At 74.5% G+C, this 18,366-nt stretch carries 14 protein-coding genes; 9 read left to right on the top strand and 5 right to left on the bottom strand.

The features are described from left to right. Window positions 1-51 precede the first annotated feature (51 nt). Window positions 52-744 (top strand): SGNH/GDSL hydrolase family protein, encoded by a 693-nt coding sequence (locus HL054_RS16115; protein ID WP_369140025.1) that lies wholly within the window; start codon window positions 52-54, stop codon window positions 742-744. 28 nt (window positions 745-772) lie between these two features. Here HL054_RS16115 and HL054_RS16110 read toward each other — a convergent pair whose 3' ends face one another. Genes HL054_RS16110 through HL054_RS16090 form a run of 5 tightly spaced genes read right to left on the bottom strand, consistent with a single transcriptional unit; the run spans window position 773 to window position 5,470 of the window. Beyond that, on the bottom strand, window positions 773-1,594 hold the full coding sequence (locus HL054_RS16110) for a DUF1028 domain-containing protein (protein WP_369140024.1): 822 nt from the start codon (window positions 1,592-1,594) through the stop codon (window positions 773-775). 10 nt (window positions 1,595-1,604) lie between these two features. Continuing rightward, window positions 1,605-2,273: a CoA transferase subunit B gene (locus tag HL054_RS16105; RefSeq protein WP_369140023.1), complete on the bottom strand. Its 669-nt coding sequence runs from the start codon at window positions 2,271-2,273 to the stop codon at window positions 1,605-1,607. 3 nt (window positions 2,274-2,276) lie between these two features. Next, complete coding sequence (locus HL054_RS16100; RefSeq protein ID WP_440347949.1) at window positions 2,277-3,098, bottom strand: CoA transferase subunit A; 822 nt, start codon at window positions 3,096-3,098, stop codon at window positions 2,277-2,279. Window positions 3,099-3,125: 27 nt separating this feature from the next. After that, complete coding sequence (locus HL054_RS16095; RefSeq protein WP_369140022.1) at window positions 3,126-3,917, bottom strand: TIGR03089 family protein; 792 nt, start codon at window positions 3,915-3,917, stop codon at window positions 3,126-3,128. After that, window positions 3,917-5,470 (bottom strand): LCP family protein, encoded by a 1,554-nt coding sequence (locus HL054_RS16090; RefSeq protein WP_369140021.1) that lies wholly within the window; start codon window positions 5,468-5,470, stop codon window positions 3,917-3,919. Before HL054_RS16090 ends, HL054_RS16095 begins: the two co-directional genes overlap by 1 nt. 175 nt (window positions 5,471-5,645) lie before the next feature. Here HL054_RS16090 and rfbB point away from each other — a divergent pair, with 175 nt between their 5' ends. The 8 genes from rfbB (at window position 5,646) to HL054_RS16050 (ending at window position 18,323) form a co-directional block, all read left to right on the top strand. Further along, window positions 5,646-6,641 (top strand): dTDP-glucose 4,6-dehydratase, encoded by a 996-nt coding sequence (gene rfbB / locus HL054_RS16085; RefSeq protein ID WP_369140020.1) that lies wholly within the window; start codon window positions 5,646-5,648, stop codon window positions 6,639-6,641. Then, window positions 6,638-7,531 carry a dTDP-4-dehydrorhamnose reductase gene (gene rfbD, locus HL054_RS16080; RefSeq protein ID WP_369140019.1) on the top strand — a complete coding sequence of 298 codons (894 nt, stop codon included), beginning with the start codon at window positions 6,638-6,640 and terminating at the stop codon, window positions 7,529-7,531. The genes rfbB and rfbD overlap by 4 nt, the downstream gene beginning before the upstream one ends. Before the next feature lie 161 nt (window positions 7,532-7,692). Further along, window positions 7,693-10,053: an N-acetylmuramoyl-L-alanine amidase gene (locus HL054_RS16075; protein WP_369140018.1), complete on the top strand. Its 2,361-nt coding sequence runs from the start codon at window positions 7,693-7,695 to the stop codon at window positions 10,051-10,053. Beyond that, window positions 10,050-12,128, top strand: coding sequence for a SpoIID/LytB domain-containing protein (locus HL054_RS16070; protein ID WP_369140017.1), 2,079 nt, complete (start codon window positions 10,050-10,052; stop codon window positions 12,126-12,128). The genes HL054_RS16075 and HL054_RS16070 overlap by 4 nt, the downstream gene beginning before the upstream one ends. Before the next feature lie 79 nt (window positions 12,129-12,207). Beyond that, on the top strand, window positions 12,208-14,268 hold the full coding sequence (locus HL054_RS16065; protein ID WP_369140016.1) for a hypothetical protein: 2,061 nt from the start codon (window positions 12,208-12,210) through the stop codon (window positions 14,266-14,268). A gap of 50 nt (window positions 14,269-14,318) precedes the next feature. Further along, window positions 14,319-16,265: a hypothetical protein gene (locus HL054_RS16060; protein WP_369140015.1), complete on the top strand. Its 1,947-nt coding sequence runs from the start codon at window positions 14,319-14,321 to the stop codon at window positions 16,263-16,265. A 55-nt stretch (window positions 16,266-16,320) separates the two neighbouring features. Continuing rightward, on the top strand, window positions 16,321-17,604 hold the full coding sequence (locus HL054_RS16055; protein ID WP_369140014.1) for a glycosyltransferase family 2 protein: 1,284 nt from the start codon (window positions 16,321-16,323) through the stop codon (window positions 17,602-17,604). Then, on the top strand, window positions 17,601-18,323 hold the full coding sequence (locus tag HL054_RS16050) for a methyltransferase domain-containing protein (protein ID WP_369140013.1): 723 nt from the start codon (window positions 17,601-17,603) through the stop codon (window positions 18,321-18,323). Before HL054_RS16055 ends, HL054_RS16050 begins: the two co-directional genes overlap by 4 nt. Window positions 18,324-18,366 lie beyond the last annotated feature (43 nt).

The raw sequence follows: 18,366 nt of genomic DNA, 5'->3' as shown, positions 1-18,366 counted from the left end.
CGCCGGTCACCGGCAACCGGTCCCCGGCCGGGGCGCTCCTACGCTGGGCACGTGCGTGGACACCTGCTGCTCGCCGTGCCCGCTGCCCTGCTGCTGGCCTGCGCCGGCTGCGGCACGGAGCAGCGCGCGCCGGGGGCGGACACGACGGCGAGCGCCGCGGCCGCCGGGACGACGACCGCGGCACCGTCGGCCGCTGCCCCGGTCGCGGTGTTCCTCGGCGACTCCCACACCGCGGCCTCCGACGACGGCGGCGGCTACGCGCTGCGCACCGCGGCGGCGATGGGCTGGACACCGGTGCTGGAGGGGGTCGGGGCCACCGGGTACGCCACCACCAACGGCTCCGGCGGGGGCACGTACGCCGAGCGGCTCGAGGCGGTGGTCGCCGCCGCCCCGGACGTCGTCGTGGTGCAGGGCAGCATCAACGACGTGCACAGCCCGCCGGCCGCGGTGCGGTCAGGAGCGGACGCCGTCTACGGCGAGCTCGCGCGCCGGCTGCCCGGCAGCGACGTCGTCGTGGTGGGGCCGCCGGCGGCGCCCGGGGTGCCCGAGGCCGCGGTGCTCGCCGTGCGGGACGAGGTGCAGCGAGCCGCCGCCGCGGCCGGCGTGCTGTTCCTCGACCCGGTCGCCGGCGGGTGGCTCGCCCCAGCGGACGGCAAGTACGCCGACCCGTACCACCCCAACGACGTCGGCTACGCCGTCTTCGCCGACCAGCTCGTGGCCGCGCTGCGCGCCGCCGGGCTCTGAACCGGGGAGAGCCGGGCGGGGACCCGGCTCAGTCGAGCAGGCTGGACACCGCCGCCAGCCGGGCGTCGCCGGCCATCGAGGCCAGCCAGGTCGACCAGCCGGGCCGGGTGCGGACCGCCTCCAGGGCGGTCCGGGCCGCCGCGCGGTCGCCCCGCCGGGACGCGGCCAGCGCGGCGTAGAGGTCCCGGGCGCCCTCCGGGGCGAACACCGCGAGCGTCTCGTAGTCGCGCTCGTCGTAGGCGCGCTGCAGGTTCCGCAGCATCCGCAGCTGGGCGACCGGGTCGCCGGAGTCGTCGACCCGCAGGTCGATCCGGACGCCGTCGTCGTCCTCGGTCGCCGGGGTGCCGCTGACCACCTGCAGCGCCGCCGACTGCCGGCCGCGGAGGTCGCCGCCGGCGTCCTGCCCGGCGGTCAGGGCCGCGAGCAGCCGGTCGGCCAGCGACCCGCCGGCCGCGGCGAACGCGGCGGACATCGCCGGCAGGACGTCGGGGGAGGCGAGCATGTTGCCCTGCACGCCGAACCCCTCACCGAGCAGGTGACCGCTGGCCGGCAGCGACCCGCGGCCGGTGTCGGCGGCGACCCGGCCGGCGACGTCGAGCACCGCGATCTGCCGGTCGACGTCCTCGGCGGCGTGCGAGGCCCGGCGGACCAGGTCCTGCGGCGAGGTGCCCTCGGCGAGCCCGGCCAGCAGCGAGGTGCCCAGGCCGCGCCGGCTGCGGGCCTGGACCGCGACCACCCCGACGCCCGGGCGGACGGAGGGCACCGCGCGCCCGACGGCGAGGATGCAGGAGGAGACCGCGATGCCCAGCTCCCCGGTGCCCGGGTCCCGGGCGATGACGGAGAACGTCACGCGGCGCCGTTCACACCGACGCCGGCAACCGCATCGTCGGGACGTCACCGGCGACGGCGAGCGGGGCACCGGTCGCGGCGACCACCTCGTCGACGGTGACGCCGGGGGCCACCTCGCGAAGCACGAGCCCGTCCGGGGTGACGTCCACGACCGCCAGGTCGGTGATGATCCGGTCGACGCAGGCCTTGCCGGTGAGCGGCAGGGTGCACTCGTCGAGGATCTTGGGCGACCCGTCCCGGGCGACGTGCTCCATCATCACGATGACCTCGCGGGCGCCGTGGACGAGGTCCATCGCGCCGCCCATCCCGTTGACCATCTTGCCGGGGATCAGCCAGTTGGCCAGGTCGCCGCGGACGTTGACCTGCATGGCGCCGAGCACCGCGACGTCGATGTGGTGGCCGCGGATCATGCCGAACGACAGCGACGAGTCGAAGAAGCTGGCGCCGGGCAGCAGCGTGATCGTCTCCTTGCCGGCGTTGATCAGGTCCGGGTCCTCGTCGCCCTCGAAGGGGTACGGGCCGACGCCGAGCACGCCGTTCTCGCTCTGCAGCACCACGTGCACGCCGTCGGGGATGTGGTTGGGCACCAGGGTCGGCATGCCGATGCCGAGGTTCACGTACTGGCCGTCGACCAGGTCGAGGGCGACCCGGGCGGCGAGCTGGTCACGGGTGAGGGTCATGGCTCAGGCCTCCGTCGTCTCGGTGCCGGCGGCCGCAGGGGCGGCGCTGGTGCTCGCGGTGCTGGGGCGGGGCCGGGTGGTGCGCTTCTCGATGTCCTTGCCCTCGCTGCCCACGACGACCACCCGCTGCACGAAGACCCCGGGCAGGTGCACCGACTCGGGCAGGATCTCGCCGGGCTCCACCAGGCGCTCGACCTCGGCGATGGTGACCGTGGCGGCCATGCCGGCCAGCGGGTTGAAGTTGCGGGCCGACTCGTGGAACACCAGGTTGCCGTGCCGGTCGCCGACCGCGGCCCGGACCAGGCCGTAGTCGGCGGTCAGCGCGGTCTCCAGCACGAAGTCCTGGTCGCCGAAGCGGCGGACCTCCTTCGGCTCGCTGGTGGCCACCACGGTGCCCTCGGCGTCGTAGCGCACCGGGATGCCGCCGTCGGCGACCAGCGTGCCGACGCCGGTGGGCGTGTAGAAGGCCGGGATGCCGGTGCCGCCGGCGCGCAGCCGCTCGGCGAGGGAGCCCTGCGGGGTGAGCTCCACCTCGAGCTGGCCGCTCAGGTACAGCCGGGCCAGCTCCTTGTTGCCGCCGACGAACGAGCTGATCGTCTTGGCGATCCGGCCGGCGTAGAGGAGCACCCCCAGCGCCTGGTCGTCGACGCCGCAGTTGTTCGAGATGGTGGTGAGCCCGGAGGCCCCCTGCTCGAGCAGTGCGTCGATCAGCCGGAACGGCACGCCGCACAACCCGAACCCGCCGACGGCCAGGACGGCGCCGTCGGGGATGTCGGCCACGGCCTCACGGGTGCTGGAGACGACCTTGTCCACTGCGCTGACCACCGTCCATCGAGCGCTGGGCAGGGAGGGTCAGGCGGGGCGGCCCAGCTCGCGGATCCCGTCGAGCTTCAGGCCGAGCGTAGCGGTGACCCGCTCGGTCTCCGCCCGGTGCTGCAAGCGGGAGGTCGCCGCGGCCCGGCACAGCACCAGCGAGGCGCCCGCGGACAGCGGGGCCAGCAGCCAGGCGACCGGGCCCGCCTCGGTCGCCGTCCGCTGGTCGACCAGCACCCGGTCGCCCTCGACGATGCCCAGCCGGCCGGCGAGCTCGGTCGCGGTCTCGACCAGGCCGGCCAGGCTGAGGTTCCCGCCGCCGAGCACGAGACCGCGGCCGGCCGGGTCGGCCGGCTGCCACGGGGAGAACACGTCGCCGTGCGCCCGGACCTCCAGCGCGAAGTCCCGGGCCGGGCCCACGTAGCCGGCCATGCCCAGGCCCATCGGGTGCAGCGACAGGCCCATCAGCTCCGGCAGCCCCTGCTCCTCGAGCGGGGGCAGCCGGTCGGCGTCGGCGAGCACGACGTCGGCCGCGGCGAAGCGGTCGTCGTCCTCGCCGGCGGTGTCGAGGACGGCGGCGCCGCAGCTCCACACGCCCAGCAGCACCGCCGCCGTCTGCCAGTGCACGGGCAGCGCGACGGCGACCGTGCTGCCCGGGCCGACGTCGAACTCCTCCTGCAGCAGGTTGGCCGTCTTGGCCACCCAGTTGGCCAGCGTGGTGGCCGACAGCTCGGTCCGCTCGCCGGAGACGTCGTCGTAGAAGGTCACCAGCGGCGCGGCGGCGTTCCGCCGGAGCGCGGCGGCCAGCAGGTCCGCGGGGAGGGTCGCCATCAGTTGATGCAGGTGGTGTCGGCGGCGGTGCGCTGGTCCTCGCCCTCCGTGGTGGGCGCCGGCGGGGCCGCCGTCACCGGCTGGCCGACGCCGTTGAAGTCCGACCCCAGCACCAGCTGGACGGTGCCGGCGGTCGCGTCGGGCGAGACGGCCACCGTGGCGCCGGGCACCGCGGCGGACAGCGTGGCGGCGAGCGCCTCGTCCCCGGCGGCGTGCCGGATCTCGGTGACGGTGTAGTCGGAGGAGTCGGCGTTGCCGGTGCCCGCGACGCCGAAGCCGGCGGTCCCGAGCTCGGTGGCGGCCTCCGCGGCCAGGCCGCTGATGCCCGAGCCGTTGAAGACCTCGACGGACACGTCGGCGGGGGCGACCGCGGCGGGTGCCTCGGTGGTGGGGGCCGCGGCCTCGACCGGATCGGCGTTCAGCTCGGCGAAGAACTGGTGCAGCGTGTCCTCGTCCTCCAGCCGGAGGATGTAGCGGCCGGCGTCGTCCTCGTCGTCCCCGACGTAGGGGATCGTCTGGAACTCGATGTTGCCCGGCTGCACCGCCTGCATCTGCTGGGCCAGGTCCAGCAGGTCCAGCCGCTGGTCGACGGTGAGCGCGTCGGCGGCGGCCTGCACCAGCTGGCGCTGCTTGCCGAGGTCCAGGAGCACGTTGTCGCTGAGCATCTTGCGGATCATCCCGGCGATGAAGGTCTGCTGCCGGATGATCCGGTCGAAGTCGCCGCGCGGCAGGCCGTGCCGCTGCCGGACGAAGGCCAGCGCCTGCTCACCGCTGATGGTCTGCACCCCGGCCGGCAGGTCCACGCCGGAGAAGCTGTCCTGGGCCGGCTGGCACAGGTTGACCTCCACGCCGCCGACGACCCCGGAGAGGGTGAAGAACCCGAGCAGGTCCACCTCGGCGTAGTGGTCGATCTGCAGCCCGGTCAGCGAGCTGATGGTCCGGATGAGCAGCTGCGCGCCGGCCGCCTGCTTCTCGGCGTCCGAGGAGTCCGCGGGGAGCTCTTGCGAGCCGTAGGCGTACGCGGAGTTCAGCTTGTCCCAGCCGTGGCCGGGGATCTCGACGTAGGAGTCGCGGGGGAAGGAGACGAAGGAGGCCGCGGACCCGTCGGCCGGGACGTGCACCAGGATCATCGTGTCGGTGTTCAGGCCCTCGTTGGCCTCGGTGTTGAGCTGGGCGAGCTGCTCGTCGGTGGCGCCGGCCCGGCTGTCGCTGCCGACCAGCAGCAGGTTCATCGCCGCACCGGTGTCGACCACCTCGTCGTTGCCCGAGGTGGGGATGGCGTCGGTCCGGTTGACGCTGGCGTCGGCGACCTGGCCGAGGTACCAGCCCCAGCCGCTGGTGCCGAGCAGCACGACGGACAGGACGCCGGCCACCACGCGGGCGCCGACCGCCAGCCGGGACCGGCCACCGGTGGACCGGCCCGGGCCCTCGGCCGGACCCCGCCCGCCCTCGGCCGAGCCACGCCCGGGGCGCGGCGCACGCCCGGCGCGCGGGTCGAGCCGGGGCGGCAGCGGGCGTGCCGGGCCGTCCGGTCGGTCGTGGTCGTCGTTCACGCAGGTGTCCTCACGTCGGGGCCGGCCGTCTCGGCCGAGGAGCGCGGCCTCGGGGGTCTCGCGGCGGAGTCCCCGTGACGATACGACTGGCAGCTGTGCGATCAGGGCAACGACGTGGCTCTGCGAGACTGTCCCGCACCACCTGTCCGCCCAGTCACTCGAAGGGCTCTCCCCGATGCGCATCCTGGTCACCGGCGGTGCCGGCTTCATCGGTTCGCACTACGTGCGCACCATGCTCTCCGGCGGTTACCCCGGCTTCGAGGACGCCGAGGTCACGGTGTTCGACAAGCTCACCTACGCCGGCAACCTGGCCAACCTCGCCCCGGTCGCCGACGACCCGCGCTACCGCTTCGTGCAGGGCGACATCTGCGTGGCCGAGGACCTCGACGCGGCGCTGCCCGGCCACGACGTCGTCGTGCACTTCGCCGCCGAGTCCCACGTCGACCGCTCGATCACCGGTGCCGCCGGGTTCGTGCTCACCAACGTGCTGGGCGCCCAGCAGGTGTTCGAGTCCGCGCTGCGGGCCGAGGTCGGGCGGGTCGTGCACGTCTCCACCGACGAGGTCTACGGCTCGATCGACGAGGGGTCCTGGACCGAGGACCACATCCTGGAGCCGAACTCGCCGTACTCGGCGTCCAAGGCCGGCAGCGACCTGATCGCCCGCGCCTACGCCAAGACGTACGGGATGAACATCTCGATCACCCGGTGCAGCAACAACTACGGGCCGTACCACTTCCCGGAGAAGGTCATCCCGCTGTTCGTCACCAACCTGCTCGACGGGCACAAGGTGCCGCTGTACGGCGAGGGCGCCAACGTGCGCGACTGGCTGTTCGTCGACGACCACTGCCGCGGCATCCAGCTCGTCGTCGAGAAGGGCGCGCCGGGGGAGTACTACAACATCGGCGGCGGTCGGGAGCTGTCCAACCGGGAGCTCACCGAGAAGCTGCTCGAGGCCACCGGGCGGGACTGGAGCTACGTCGACCACATCGTCGACCCGCGCGGCGGCGGCCACGACCTGCGCTACTCGGTCGACCACTCCAAGACCGGCGCGCTCGGCTACGCCCCCCGGATGGGCTTCGAGGAGGGCCTGGCGCTGACCGTGCAGTGGTACCGGGACAACCGCGCCTGGTGGGAGCCGCTCAAGGCGGCCGCGGCCACGGCGCGCGCATGAGCGCCGCGACCCCCACCAGCTGGCTGGTCACCGGCGCCCGCGGGCAGCTGGGCCACGACCTGCGCGAGGTGCTGGCCCGCCGGCCGGACGACCGGCTGACCGCGGTCGGCCGCGCCGAGGTCGACCTGACCGACGAGGCCGCCGTCCGCGCGACCGTCCGCGACTGGCTGGCCGCCGCTGACGGCCGGCGACCGGTGCTGGTCAACGCCGCGGCCTACACGGCCGTGGACGCCGCCGAGGACGACGAGGACACCGCCCGGGTCGTCAACGGCGACGCCCCCGGCTGGCTGGCGCAGGAGCTCGCCGGCCGCGGCCGGCTGGTGCACGTCTCGACCGACTACGTCTTCGACGGGTCGGCCACCGCGCCCTACCCGGTCGACGCGCCGGTCGCCCCCCGCTCGGCCTACGGCCGGACGAAGGCGGCGGGGGAGCAGGCGATCGCCGCGGTCGGGGGCGACGCCACCGTCGTCCGCACGGCCTGGGTCTACGGCCGGCACGGCGGCAACTTCGTGCGCACCATGACCGACCTCGAGGCCCGCCGCGACACGGTCTCGGTGGTCGACGACCAGGTCGGCTCACCCACCTGGTCGGCCGACCTGGCCGCCGGGCTGGTCGAGATCGGTGCCCGGGAGGAGAGCTCCCCGCCGGTGCTGCACTGCACCAACAGCGGCCAGGTGAGCTGGTTCGGGCTGGCCCGCGCGGTGTTCGAGGAGCTCGGCGCGGACCCCGAGCGGGTGCTGCCCACCACGTCGGAGGCGTTCGTCCGCCCGGCGCCCCGGCCGGCGTACTCGGTGCTGGACGGCTCGGCGTGGACCGCGGCGGGGCTGACCGCGCCGCAGCCCTGGCGGACGGCGCTGCACGCGGCGATGGCGGAGGGCTTCCGGGGCTGACTGCCACTGGTCGCGGCGACCGTCAAGTGACCGACGACCAGTCTGACTGCCCGTTTTCGTCACGAAATGGTCAACGCGACGCGCCGACCTGCCGATGAGATGAGACGGAACGGGTCCGTGGTCTCCACGGACCGTCGTCTCAGCTCATCGGAGGACCATTCGTGCGCCGCCTCATCGCGGGCTTCCTCGCCTTCCTCGGGGTCACTGCGACCCTGCTCGTGCTCCCCGTCTACGCGGCTCCGGCCCCCGAGGCCCACCCCGTCGAGACGGACATCGACGAGGTGGCGCTCGGCTCGGTGACCGCCCCTGAGGGCGACGCCGTCGTCGCCGTCGACGGCGAGGCGCAGCCGGGCGGGGTGGACGACACCGGCACCTCCCCGGCACCGACCGGACCCGCGCCGACCGGCACCGAGCCGGCACCCACCGCCACCGAGCCGGCGCCGACCGCCGCCGAGCCCACGCCCACCGTGGCGGAGCCGACGGCCGTCGTGCCCGACCCGTCCGCGCCCCCGGCGCCCACCGCGCCGAGCACCGCGCCGAGCACCGCGCCCAGCGCCACGCCGAGCGAGCCGACCGAGGGGCCCGTCGCGGACCAGGACGTGGTCGTCTCCGGGGACGAGCTGCCCGGCGTCCCCGCGCTCACGATCAGCCGCCCGGACACCGAGGAGTTCCAGAGCGTCGGCATCACCTGGCGCGAGGACCCCTCCGTCGTCGACGTGGTCGTCCAGATCCGGCTCGAGGACGCCGACGGCGCCTGGGGCGAGTGGACCACCCTCGAGCCCGACGACGTCGAGCAGACGGTGACCGAGGAGACCGCCGACCACGACGTCCGCGGCGGCACCGCGCCGTACTGGACCGGCGGGTCGTACGGCATCGAGGCCATCGTCCAGGGGGCCGGCGGCGCCGTCCCGCAGGACGTCCGGCTCGCGCTGCTCGACCCGGGCACCAGCGAGGCCGACGAGCTGCCGCCGGTGAAGGTGCCGACCGGCACCGCGCACGCCGCCGACGCGATGCCGCGGGTGATCAGCCGCGCCGAGTGGGGCGCCGACGAGCGCATCCGCACCTGGGACCCGGAGTACGCCGCCACCCTCAAGGCCGCGACGATCCACCACACGGCGGACGGCAACAACTACTCCGCCGAGCAGGTGCCGGCGATGATGCGCTCGATCTACGCGTACCACACGCAGACCCGCGGCTGGGGCGACATCGGCTACAACGTCATCGTCGACAAGTACGGCCGGGTCTTCGAGGGCCGCTACGGCGGGCTGGACTCCACCGTCGTCGGCGCGCACGCCGGGGGCTTCAACAGCTACACGTTCGGCGTCTCGATGCTGGGCAACTACGACGTCGTCGCCGTCCCGCAGGCCACGGTGAACGCCGTCTCCGAGGTCATCGCGTGGAAGTTCGGGCTCTACGGCGTGGACCCGCGCGGCACCACGGTCCTGGTCTCCGGCGGTGGTGGCACGGCCAAGTACGCCGCGGGCACCTGGGTCGGGCTGCCCACGATCTTCGGGCACCGGGACGTGGGCTCCACCGCGTGCCCCGGCCAGTACGGGTACGCCCGGATGAACGAGATCCGCAACCAGGTCGCCGCCGCCGAACCGCGGTACCGGCCGCTGGCCACCGCGGTGAACGGCCCCTCGACCGGCTGGATCACCGACGTCTCCCCGGTGAGCGTGTCGGCCGTCACGGCCGCCAACGGCATGAGCACCGTCTTCGTCCGCGGCCTGGACAACACGATCTGGTACCGGACGGCGAAGCCCGGCGGGGGCTGGACGCCCTTCGAGGGGGTGCCCGCGACCGGGGCGTCGGCCGGGCCCAGCGTCACGGTGACCGACGGCAACAAGGTCCACCTCGTGGTGCGGGGCACCGACAACGCGGTCTGGTACAACTCCGCGACGCTGCGGTCGGACGGGACCCCGGGCGCCTGGAACGGCTGGCAGCCGCTCACCGGCACCGCCACGACGTCGCCGACCATCGCCGCGCTGGCCGCCAACCGGCTCTCCGTGGTCACCCGCGGCATGGACGGCGCGACCTGGCAGCGGACCTGGGACGGGTCCGCCTGGTCCCCGTGGGCCTCGCTCAGCGGTTACGCCATCTCGGCGCCGGTCATCCAGGCCGACGCCGCCAACAACCGCTACGTCGTCAGCGTCGTCGGCACCGACAGCACCATCTGGCAGACCGGCACGACGGTGCTGACGGCCGGTCCGGCCGGGCCCTGGGTCGGCGGTGGGCTGTACACGAACCACACCCCCGGCACCAACGGCTCGTCGGCGTCCGCCGGCCCGGGCACGCTGCTCTCGCTCGGCGCGTCGGACCACACCCCGGTGCTGTTCGACACCGCGACCGTCAGCAACACCGCGCTGACCGGCGGGACGGTCACCTCGGTCGCCGGGCTCACCCGGCAGCCGGACGGGTCGACCCTGGTGCTCGGCCGCGGCACGGACAACGCGCTGTGGGTGACGACCTTCCGCTCGGGCAAGGCGGGCCCCTGGACGTCGCTGGGCGGGTACCTCCAGTGAGGCGCTGCGCACGGCTGCTCGGGTTGCTGCTGGCCGTCGTGCTGGCCGCCGGGGCACTGCTCGCCGGCTCGGCGGCGGCGCCGACGGCGGCGCAGGCCGCCCCCGGGGACGTGACCATCACCGGGCACGGCTACGGGCACGGGCGCGGGCTGTCCCAGTGGGGTTCCTACGGCTACGCCACCCGGCACGGGTGGAACCACCTGAACATCCTCGGGCACTACTACAGCAACGCGACGCTGGGCGACGTGGGCGACCCGCTGATCAGCGTCCGGCTCAGCGCCCTGGACAACGCCTCGACCCAGGTCTACTCGGGCCAGGCGTTCTCCGCGGGCGGCTGGGACATCCAGCCCGGCACCGTGGCCGAGATCAGCCGCGGCGCGGACGGCTCGTGGAAGCTGACCACCCGGTACGGCTGCAACGGCGCGGTCGGCGGCAGCGTCCCGCTCAACGACACCACCTTCCGGCCCTACTCCGACCCGGGCGACGACATCAACCGGATGCTGTCGGTCTGCGGCTCGGACGTCCGCACCTACCGGGGCGCCCTCGTCGTCCTCTGGGACGGTTCGGCGGTGCGGACGGTCAACTACCTGTCCACCCAGGAGTACCTGCGCGGGGTCGTGCCGCGGGAGTCGCCGGCCTCGTGGGGTGACGCCAACGGCGGGTCGGGCATGAACGCCCTGATGGCCCAGACGGTGGCCGCCCGCTCCTACGCGCTGGCCGAGAACCGCAGCGCCCACTTCAAGACCTGCGACACCACCTCGTGCCAGGTCTACGGCGGGGCGGGGCTCAACGGCACCCGGATCGAGGACCGGCGCACCGACTACGCGGTCGCGGTCACCCGCGGCCAGGTGCTGCGGCTCAACGGGGCGATCGCCCGTGCGGAGTTCTCCTCCAGCTCGGGCGGCTACACCGCCGGCGGCACCTTCCCGGCCGTCTACGACCAGGGTGACGAGGCCTCGCCCTACCACGACTGGTCGACCACGGTGACCGCCGACCGGATCGGCAGCGCCTTCGGCGTGGGCACGCTGCAGTCGGTGACCGTGCTCAGCCGCAACGGCCTGGGCGCCGACGGCGGTCGGGTGACGAAGGTGCGGGTCAAGGGCACGGCCGGGTCCAAGGACGTCACCGGCGACGCCTTCCGCACCGGTCTCGGCCTGCGCTCGGACTGGTTCACCGTGAGCGGCGTGTCCGGTCCGACGTACCCCAGCGACGTGACGTCGGTCGACCTGTCGCCGACCGCGATGTCGGCGGTGCGGACCGGCCACGGCACGGTCATCGGCTTCGTCCGCGGCCTCGGCGACACCCTCTGGACGACGACCGCGGTCAACGGCGTCTTCGACCCGTTCACCGCGCTGCCGGGCGCCGGGCTCTACGGGCCGGCCGCGGTCAGCTGGGACAGCGGCCGGATCGACCTGTTCGTCGTCGGCCTCGACCGCGCCCTGTGGCACACCTCCACCACGGTCGACGCCACCGGCCGGCCGGGCGCGTGGGCGCCCTACGAGTCGCTCGGCGGCACGCTGACGTCGGCGGTGTCCGCGGCGTCCAACGACGTGGGGAACCTCGTCGTCACCGGGCGCAACACCCTCGGCGGCGTCTCCTACCGCGTGCTCAGCGGCGGCACGTGGGGCGCCTGGCAGAACGCCGGCGGCACCGGCGTCACCGCCCCGGCCGCCGAGGTCGTCGACGGCGGGAGCTACCGGCTGCGCGTGGTCGGCCTGGACGACGACGTCTGGGGCCGAGTCGTGCCCTCCTCGGGCTCGGCGCCCTCGTCCGCCTGGGTGTCCACCGGTCGCGAGTCGGTGTTCAGCCCGACGGTCAGCGGCACCACCTGGTACGCCCGCAACGTGCGGGCCGCGGCCTGGCCCAACGGCCGGGGCGGGGTGCTGCAGGTCCGGGACGCCACCGGGCTCACCGTCGACCTCGTGGGCGGCATCTCGTCGTCCGTGGCGATGGTCGAGATGGGCGACGGGAGCTTCTGGACGTTCGCGCGGGGCACGGACAACGCGCTCTGGGTTAACCAGGCCGCTCCGAACGGCGCGAGCTCCTGGACGAAGGTCGGCGGCTACATCGTCTGAGCCGCCACCCGGCCGGTGCCGGGGACCGGGAGCCTGCCGGCCCCCGGCCCCGGCACCGGCCGTGTGGCACTGTTGAACCGTGGCCGACGTACGACCTGACCGACCAGGGGGCCCCGCGTCCGACCCGCACGGCCACCCGGACGGCTCCCCGGACGCCCCTGCCGGGGCCGCCACGGCCACCGGGGTCGACACCCGGGACCGGCCCCGCACCGGGTCCTCGGCCGCGGACGGCGGCCGGCCCGCGGGTGAGCCGGGCCGGTCGGTCCCCGCCCAGCGGGTCCTGCTGCTGCTCGCCGTGCTGCTGCCCGTCGCCGTGGTGCTCTGGCGCACCCGCGACGCCTTCCGCTACTACCAGGACGACGTCCTGCAGTTCGCCGTCGCGCAGGAGCGCGGGCTGAGCTGGGACCTCCTCGGCCTCGACGTCTTCCAGCACTTCGCCCCGGTCAACCGGCTGGCCCACCTGGTGGTCATCCGGTTCAGCGACCTGTCGCTGACCTTCGGGATGCTGCTCGCCGCGGCCGCCGTGCTGCTGCTGCTGGCCACGACCGCCTGGCTGCTGCACGAGCTCCGGGTGCCGTTCGGCCGTCGGGTGCTGGGGCTCGTCGCGCTCGGGTTCTCCATCACCGTGCTGGACACGGCCGTGTGGGCCGACGCCGCCTTCCACATCCTGCCCGCGCTCGTGGCGACCAACGCGGTCGTGGCGGCCCACCTGCGGGCGGCCACCACCGGCCACCGGCGGTGGGACGCGCTGGCCGTCGTCCTGCTGGCGCTCGGGACGCTGACCCAGGAGCGGGTGCTGTTCGCCCTGCCGCTCGTGGTCCTGGTCGACTGGTTCCTGGTCGGCGCGGGCCGGCCGCTGCCGGAACGGTGGCGCCGGCTGCGCCGCTCGGTCCCCACCCTGGTGGCGATGACGGTGGTCGCGCTGGCCGCCGCCGCGTACATCTACCTCGAGTACGCCTCGGGCGTCTCCTCCCGGCCGTCGGTGGAGACCACGCTCCGCACCGGCCTGGGCGCCCTCACCCAGGGCATCTTCCCGCCGTGGGTGGGCGTCCGGCTCACCGCGCTGTCCTCGCTGCAGGTGCAGCTGGTGATCCTGGCGGGCATCGTGCTGGTGGCCGCGGCACTGGTGGTGCTGCGCCGGCGCAACGCCGACCCGCTGGCGTTCGTGGCGCTGTGCTTCGTCATGTACTTCGGCTTCCTGTCCTTCAGCCCGATCCTCACCGACGAGCTGGCCGCCGCCACGGCCCTGCGGCTGCACAACGGGGCCTACCTGCTCGTCCCGACCGTGCTGGCGGTGACCAGCCTGACCGGGCGTCGAGCGCGGCGTCCGGCGCCGGACGCCGCCGGTGCGGACGGCAGCAGGAGGTCGGGCGGCCCCTGGCACGCGAACCGGACCTGGCCGGTGGCCGTGGCTGCGGCGGTCCTGGCGACCTTCCTGGTGGTCATGGGCGGCCGGTTCACCGACGCCCAGTGGTACGCCGAGCGGAACGCGCACGCCTACCTGGCCACGGTGTCCGCCGGCCAGCAGACCTGGGCCGACCCCGAGGCCACCCTGGTGCCGCTGCTGGTCGCCCCGACCGTCGCCCGCGACTGGGCGGAGGTCTACGGCCGGCACGAGTTCTTCCTCCGGTTCTACGAGCCCGGCTGGGTGCCGCAGGAGCTGGGCGACCGGCCGGTGGTGCTGGACGCGGCGGGCGACGTCCGGCCCGTGCAGCTGCGCACCGAGGCCGCCGCCGTCGACCTCGCCGCCGACAGCTGCGCTCCGGCCGACCGCTCGCAGCTCGCGGTGGCGGCCGAGGTGACGGGGGAGCCGCTGTTCCTCCAGCTCAGCTACACGGCGGCCGAGCCGCTGGGGGTCGTCGCGACGCCGGACGCCGGGGTCACCCAGGACGCCGCCGCGGTGGGCAACTGGGAGGTGCCGCTGGAGGCCGGCGCGCACACCGTGCTCATCCCGCTGCACGCCGGGACGGTGGGCGGCGTCCTGCTGGACTGGACCGGCCCGTCCAGCGACCGCTGCGTCGTCGGGGCGAGCATCGTCCGGCCGGTGTTCAGCGGCGCCGATGGGGGCACCTGCACCGACATGGACCGCTACGGCCTCCCGCTCGCCACCGTGCCCTGCCCGGCGGGCAGCTCCCGCTGATGTGGACGGGGACGCGTCCCGGCGCGACCGGCTCGGGTGCCGCACCGCGCGTGGTCAGCCGGCCGGCGGAGGTCGCCGGTCCGCCGGACACCGCACCGGCGGAGGCCGGTCGCGAGGACCACCCGCGCCCCGGCGGCCGCCGTGCCCGGCTGCGCGCCCCCCTCGGCTGGGCCGCCCTGCTGGCCGTGCTGGTCGGCATCGACGTCGCGCTGCTGTGGAACCGCTTCTACTACGCCAACGACGACCTGCTGCAGTTCGCCGTGGCGCGCGACGAGGGCCTGTCCTGGACCACCCTGTCGCTGAACGTGTTCCAGCACTTCGGCCCCTACGACCGCACCGCCCACCTGCTGGTCTACCGGCTGTTCGACCTCTCGCCGCTGGCCGGGCTCGCCTTCATGACGGTCAACCTCACCGCGCTGCTGGCCGCGGCGCTGTGGCTGATGACCGAGCTGCGGCTGTCCACGGCCCGCCGCGTCGTGGCGCTGGTGCTCATCGCGCCGTCGGTGGGCATCGTCGAGAGCGCCGTCTGGTTCGACGCCGCCATGCACGTGCTGCCGGCCATCGCCATGACGCTGGCCATCTGCGCCGCCCACGTCCGCGGCGTCCGGCTGGGCGCCACCCGGTGGCACGTGGTCACGGTGGTCCTCTTCCTGCTCGGCCAGCTCGTGCAGGAGCGGCCGGTCTTCGCGCTGCCGCTGCTGGTCCTCGTCGACGTCCTGCTGCTGTGGCGGGACCGTCCGTGGGCGGACCGGTTCCGGGCGCTGCGGCAGCTGTGGAAGCCGCTGCTCGCGCTGACCGTGGCGGCCGCCGCGGTCGCCGCCGCGCTCCGGGCGTTCGTGGTGGTGGAGGCCTACCCGGCGCCGGACTGGGCCACCACCGGCCGGGCGGTGCTGTCCTCGTTCAGCAACTACGTCGTCCCGTCGCTGGTCAACCTCCCGCTGCAGCGCCCCACCGGCACCGCGACCGAGCTGGTCGTGGTCGCCGCCGTGCTGATCGTGGGCGTCGTCGTCGCCCTGTCCCGCCGGGGGAACGCCGGGCCGCTGCTGTTCGCCGCCGCCACCTTCGCGATGTACTACGGCTTCCTGAAGTTCAGCCCGATCCTCAACGCCGACACGGTCACCGCGAACGCCGAGCGGCTCACGAACTCCGTCTACGTGACCGTGCCGGCCGTCATCGCGCTGGTGCACCTGCGGGCGCCGGTGCGGCTGGTGGACCGGGTGCTGGGCCGGGTGCCCCCGGGCCTGCACGCGGCCCGGGTCGTGCGGGGCCTGCAGGTGGCCGGCTGCCTGGCGCTGGCGCTCCTCATGGCGCTGACCGCCAACGCCTACCTGGACCGGCGGTGGAGCGAGACCACCGAGGCCCGCGCCTGGCTGGACGCGGTGCGCGCCGGCCAGGACGAGTGGACCGACCCCGACGTGACGCTGGTGCCGCTCACCGCACCGGCGGCGATGGCGACCGCGTGGAGCCGGCCGTTCGGCCGCCAGGACCAGCTGCTCAGCCTGGTCAGCCGGGGCTTCACCAGCGGCGACCTGGACGGCCCGACGGTGCTGATCGACGACGAGGGCCGGGTCCGGCCGGCGGCGCTGGAGACGGTGGGCGGCCCGCTCACCGTGCTGGGCGGCGACTGCGACGACGACGGCGCCGTGCGCGACCTCGACCTGGCGCTGCGCGCGCCGGCCCGGGGCGCCCCGCTGTTCCTGCAGCTCCGCTACGAGGCCGACCTGGACATGGACACCCAGCTCAGCGCGGGCACCACGCTGCGCGGCTGGCAGGCCAACCACTTCGTGACCAAGCTGCGGGCGGGTGAGCACACCGAGCTGATGCCCATCGACGCCGCGACGGTCGGCCGGGTGGACCTGCGGGTGCTCAGCCCCGGTGGCTCGTTCTGCGTGCAGGAGGCGTCGCTGGTGCGGCCGGTGCTCGTCGAGTCGCCCGGGCAGTGCCGCACGGTGGACCGGTACGGCCGCCCCGGCGGCCCGCAGAGCTGCCCGCCGTGACCGGAGGGGAGGCGCGCCGGACGGCGGGTGCGTGGCCGTCGGTAGGGTGTTCCCGGTGAACGGCAGCGCTGTGGAACTGACGATCCTCATGCCATGCCTGGACGAGGCGGAGACGCTGCGCGTCTGCGTCGAGAAGGCGCGCGGCTTCCTCGAGCGGTCCGGCGTGGTGGGCGAGGTGCTGATCGCCGACAACGGCAGCACCGACGGTTCCCAGGCGATCGCCGAGGCGGCCGGTGCGCGGGTGGTCCCGGTGGCGCGCCGTGGCTACGGCAGCGCGCTGATCGCCGGCATCGAGGCCGCCCGCGGCCGGTTCGTGATCATGGGCGACGCGGACGACAGCTACGACTTCTCCGACCTCTCCGCCTTCGTCGCCGAGCTGCGCGCCGGCGCCGACCTGGTCATGGGCAACCGCTTCGCCGGGGGCATCGAGGACGGCGCCATGCCGCCGCTGCACCGCTACCTGGGCAACCCGGTGCTCTCCTTCATCGGGCGGCTGTTCTTCAAGACCCGGATCCGCGACTTCCACTGCGGCCTGCGCGGCTTCCAGCGCGACCGGATGCTGGCGCTGAACCTGCACACCACCGGCATGGAGTTCGCCAGCGAGGTCGTCGTCCGCTCGGTGCTGGCCGGCTACCGCATCACCGAGGTGCCGACGACGCTGTCCAAGGACGGCCGGTCCCGGCCGCCGCACCTGCGCAGCTGGCGGGACGGCTGGCGGCACCTGCGCTTCCTGCTGCTGTACAGCCCGCGCTGGCTGTTCCTCGTGCCCGGCCTGGTCATGGCGCTGCTCGGGGCGCTGGCCACCATCGTCCTGCTGGTGACACCGGTGACCGTCGGGTCGGTGACGTTCGACATCGGCACGCTGCTGTACGCGACCGCCGTGGTCGTCGTGGGCGTGCAGGCGACCGCCTTCGCGCTGCTCACCAAGGTCTACGCGGTCGAGGAGGGGTTCCTGCCCCGCGACCGGCGGCTGGACCGGGTGACGTCCTGGCTGGGCCTGGAGACCGGGCTGATCGTGGGCGGGGCGCTGTTCCTCCTCGGTGTGCTCGCCGCGGTGCTGTCGGTCAACTACTGGCAGGACAGCGACTTCGGCCAGCTCGACGCCGCGGAGACGGTGCGCGCGGTGGTCCCCGCCGTGCTCGGCTTCATGCTCGGCGCCCAGGTGTGCCTCAACAGCTTCTTCCTCTCCATCCTCGGGCTGGGCCGGCGCAACCGCCCGGAGGTCCGTGACTACGACGACGAGCAGGCGCAGGAGGCCATGCGGGCCCCCCGGCCTGCCGACGGGCCGGTGCCACCGGCCCGGCCCGCATCCGCGATCGAAGGGGGAGGTCGGCCGTGACCGATCCGGTCGACTACTTCGGCGGGCTGGACAGCCCGCTGGTCCGGTTCAAGTCCCGGGTGTCGCTCAAGGCGCGACGCCGCATGTACGAGGCGTTCGAGGCCGAGTTCCACCCCGGCCGCGAGGACACCGTCATCGACGTGGGCGTCACCCCGGACGAGACGCTCGTCGACTCCAACGCCTTCGAGCAGTTCTACCCGTACAAGGACCGGATGACCGCGACCTCGTTCGAGGACGCCTCCGGGCTCGAGCGCCGGTTCCCCGGCCTCACCTTCGTGCAGACCTCGGGCGCCGGGCTGCCCTTCCCCGACCGCACGTTCACCTTCGCCTACTCCTCGGCCGTCCTCGAGCACGTGGGCGACCGGGCGGCGCAGCGGGCGTTCGTGCAGGAGATCATGCGGGTCGCCGACGGCTTCTTCATCGCCGTGCCCAACCGGTGGTTCGTGCTGGAGCTGCACACGTTCCTGCCGGTGCTGCACTGGCTGCCCAAGCCGGTGCACCGCTGGTTCCTGCGGAAGCTGGGCAAGGAGTTCTGGGCGCAGGAGGCCAACCTCAACCTGGTCGGCCCCAAGGAGCTGCGCTCGCTGTTCCCGGCCGAGGTCGGCGTGCAGCTGTACCGCCACCGGCTCTTCGGGCTGACGTCGAACATCGTCGCCTACGGCCGGTCGCCCCGGCCGGCGACGGCGGGCGCGGGCGAGGCGGACCAGGCCGTCGCCTGACCGGCCCCTCGGGGCGGCGGGTGCCCGGGCACCCGCCACCCCG

It is taken from the genome of Modestobacter versicolor, assembly GCF_041028285.1.
Lineage (GTDB): Bacteria > Actinomycetota > Actinomycetes > Mycobacteriales > Geodermatophilaceae > Modestobacter > Modestobacter versicolor_A.
Note: the sequence above shows the minus strand (reverse complement) of the source record. Positions and strands in the feature narration are given on the sequence as shown.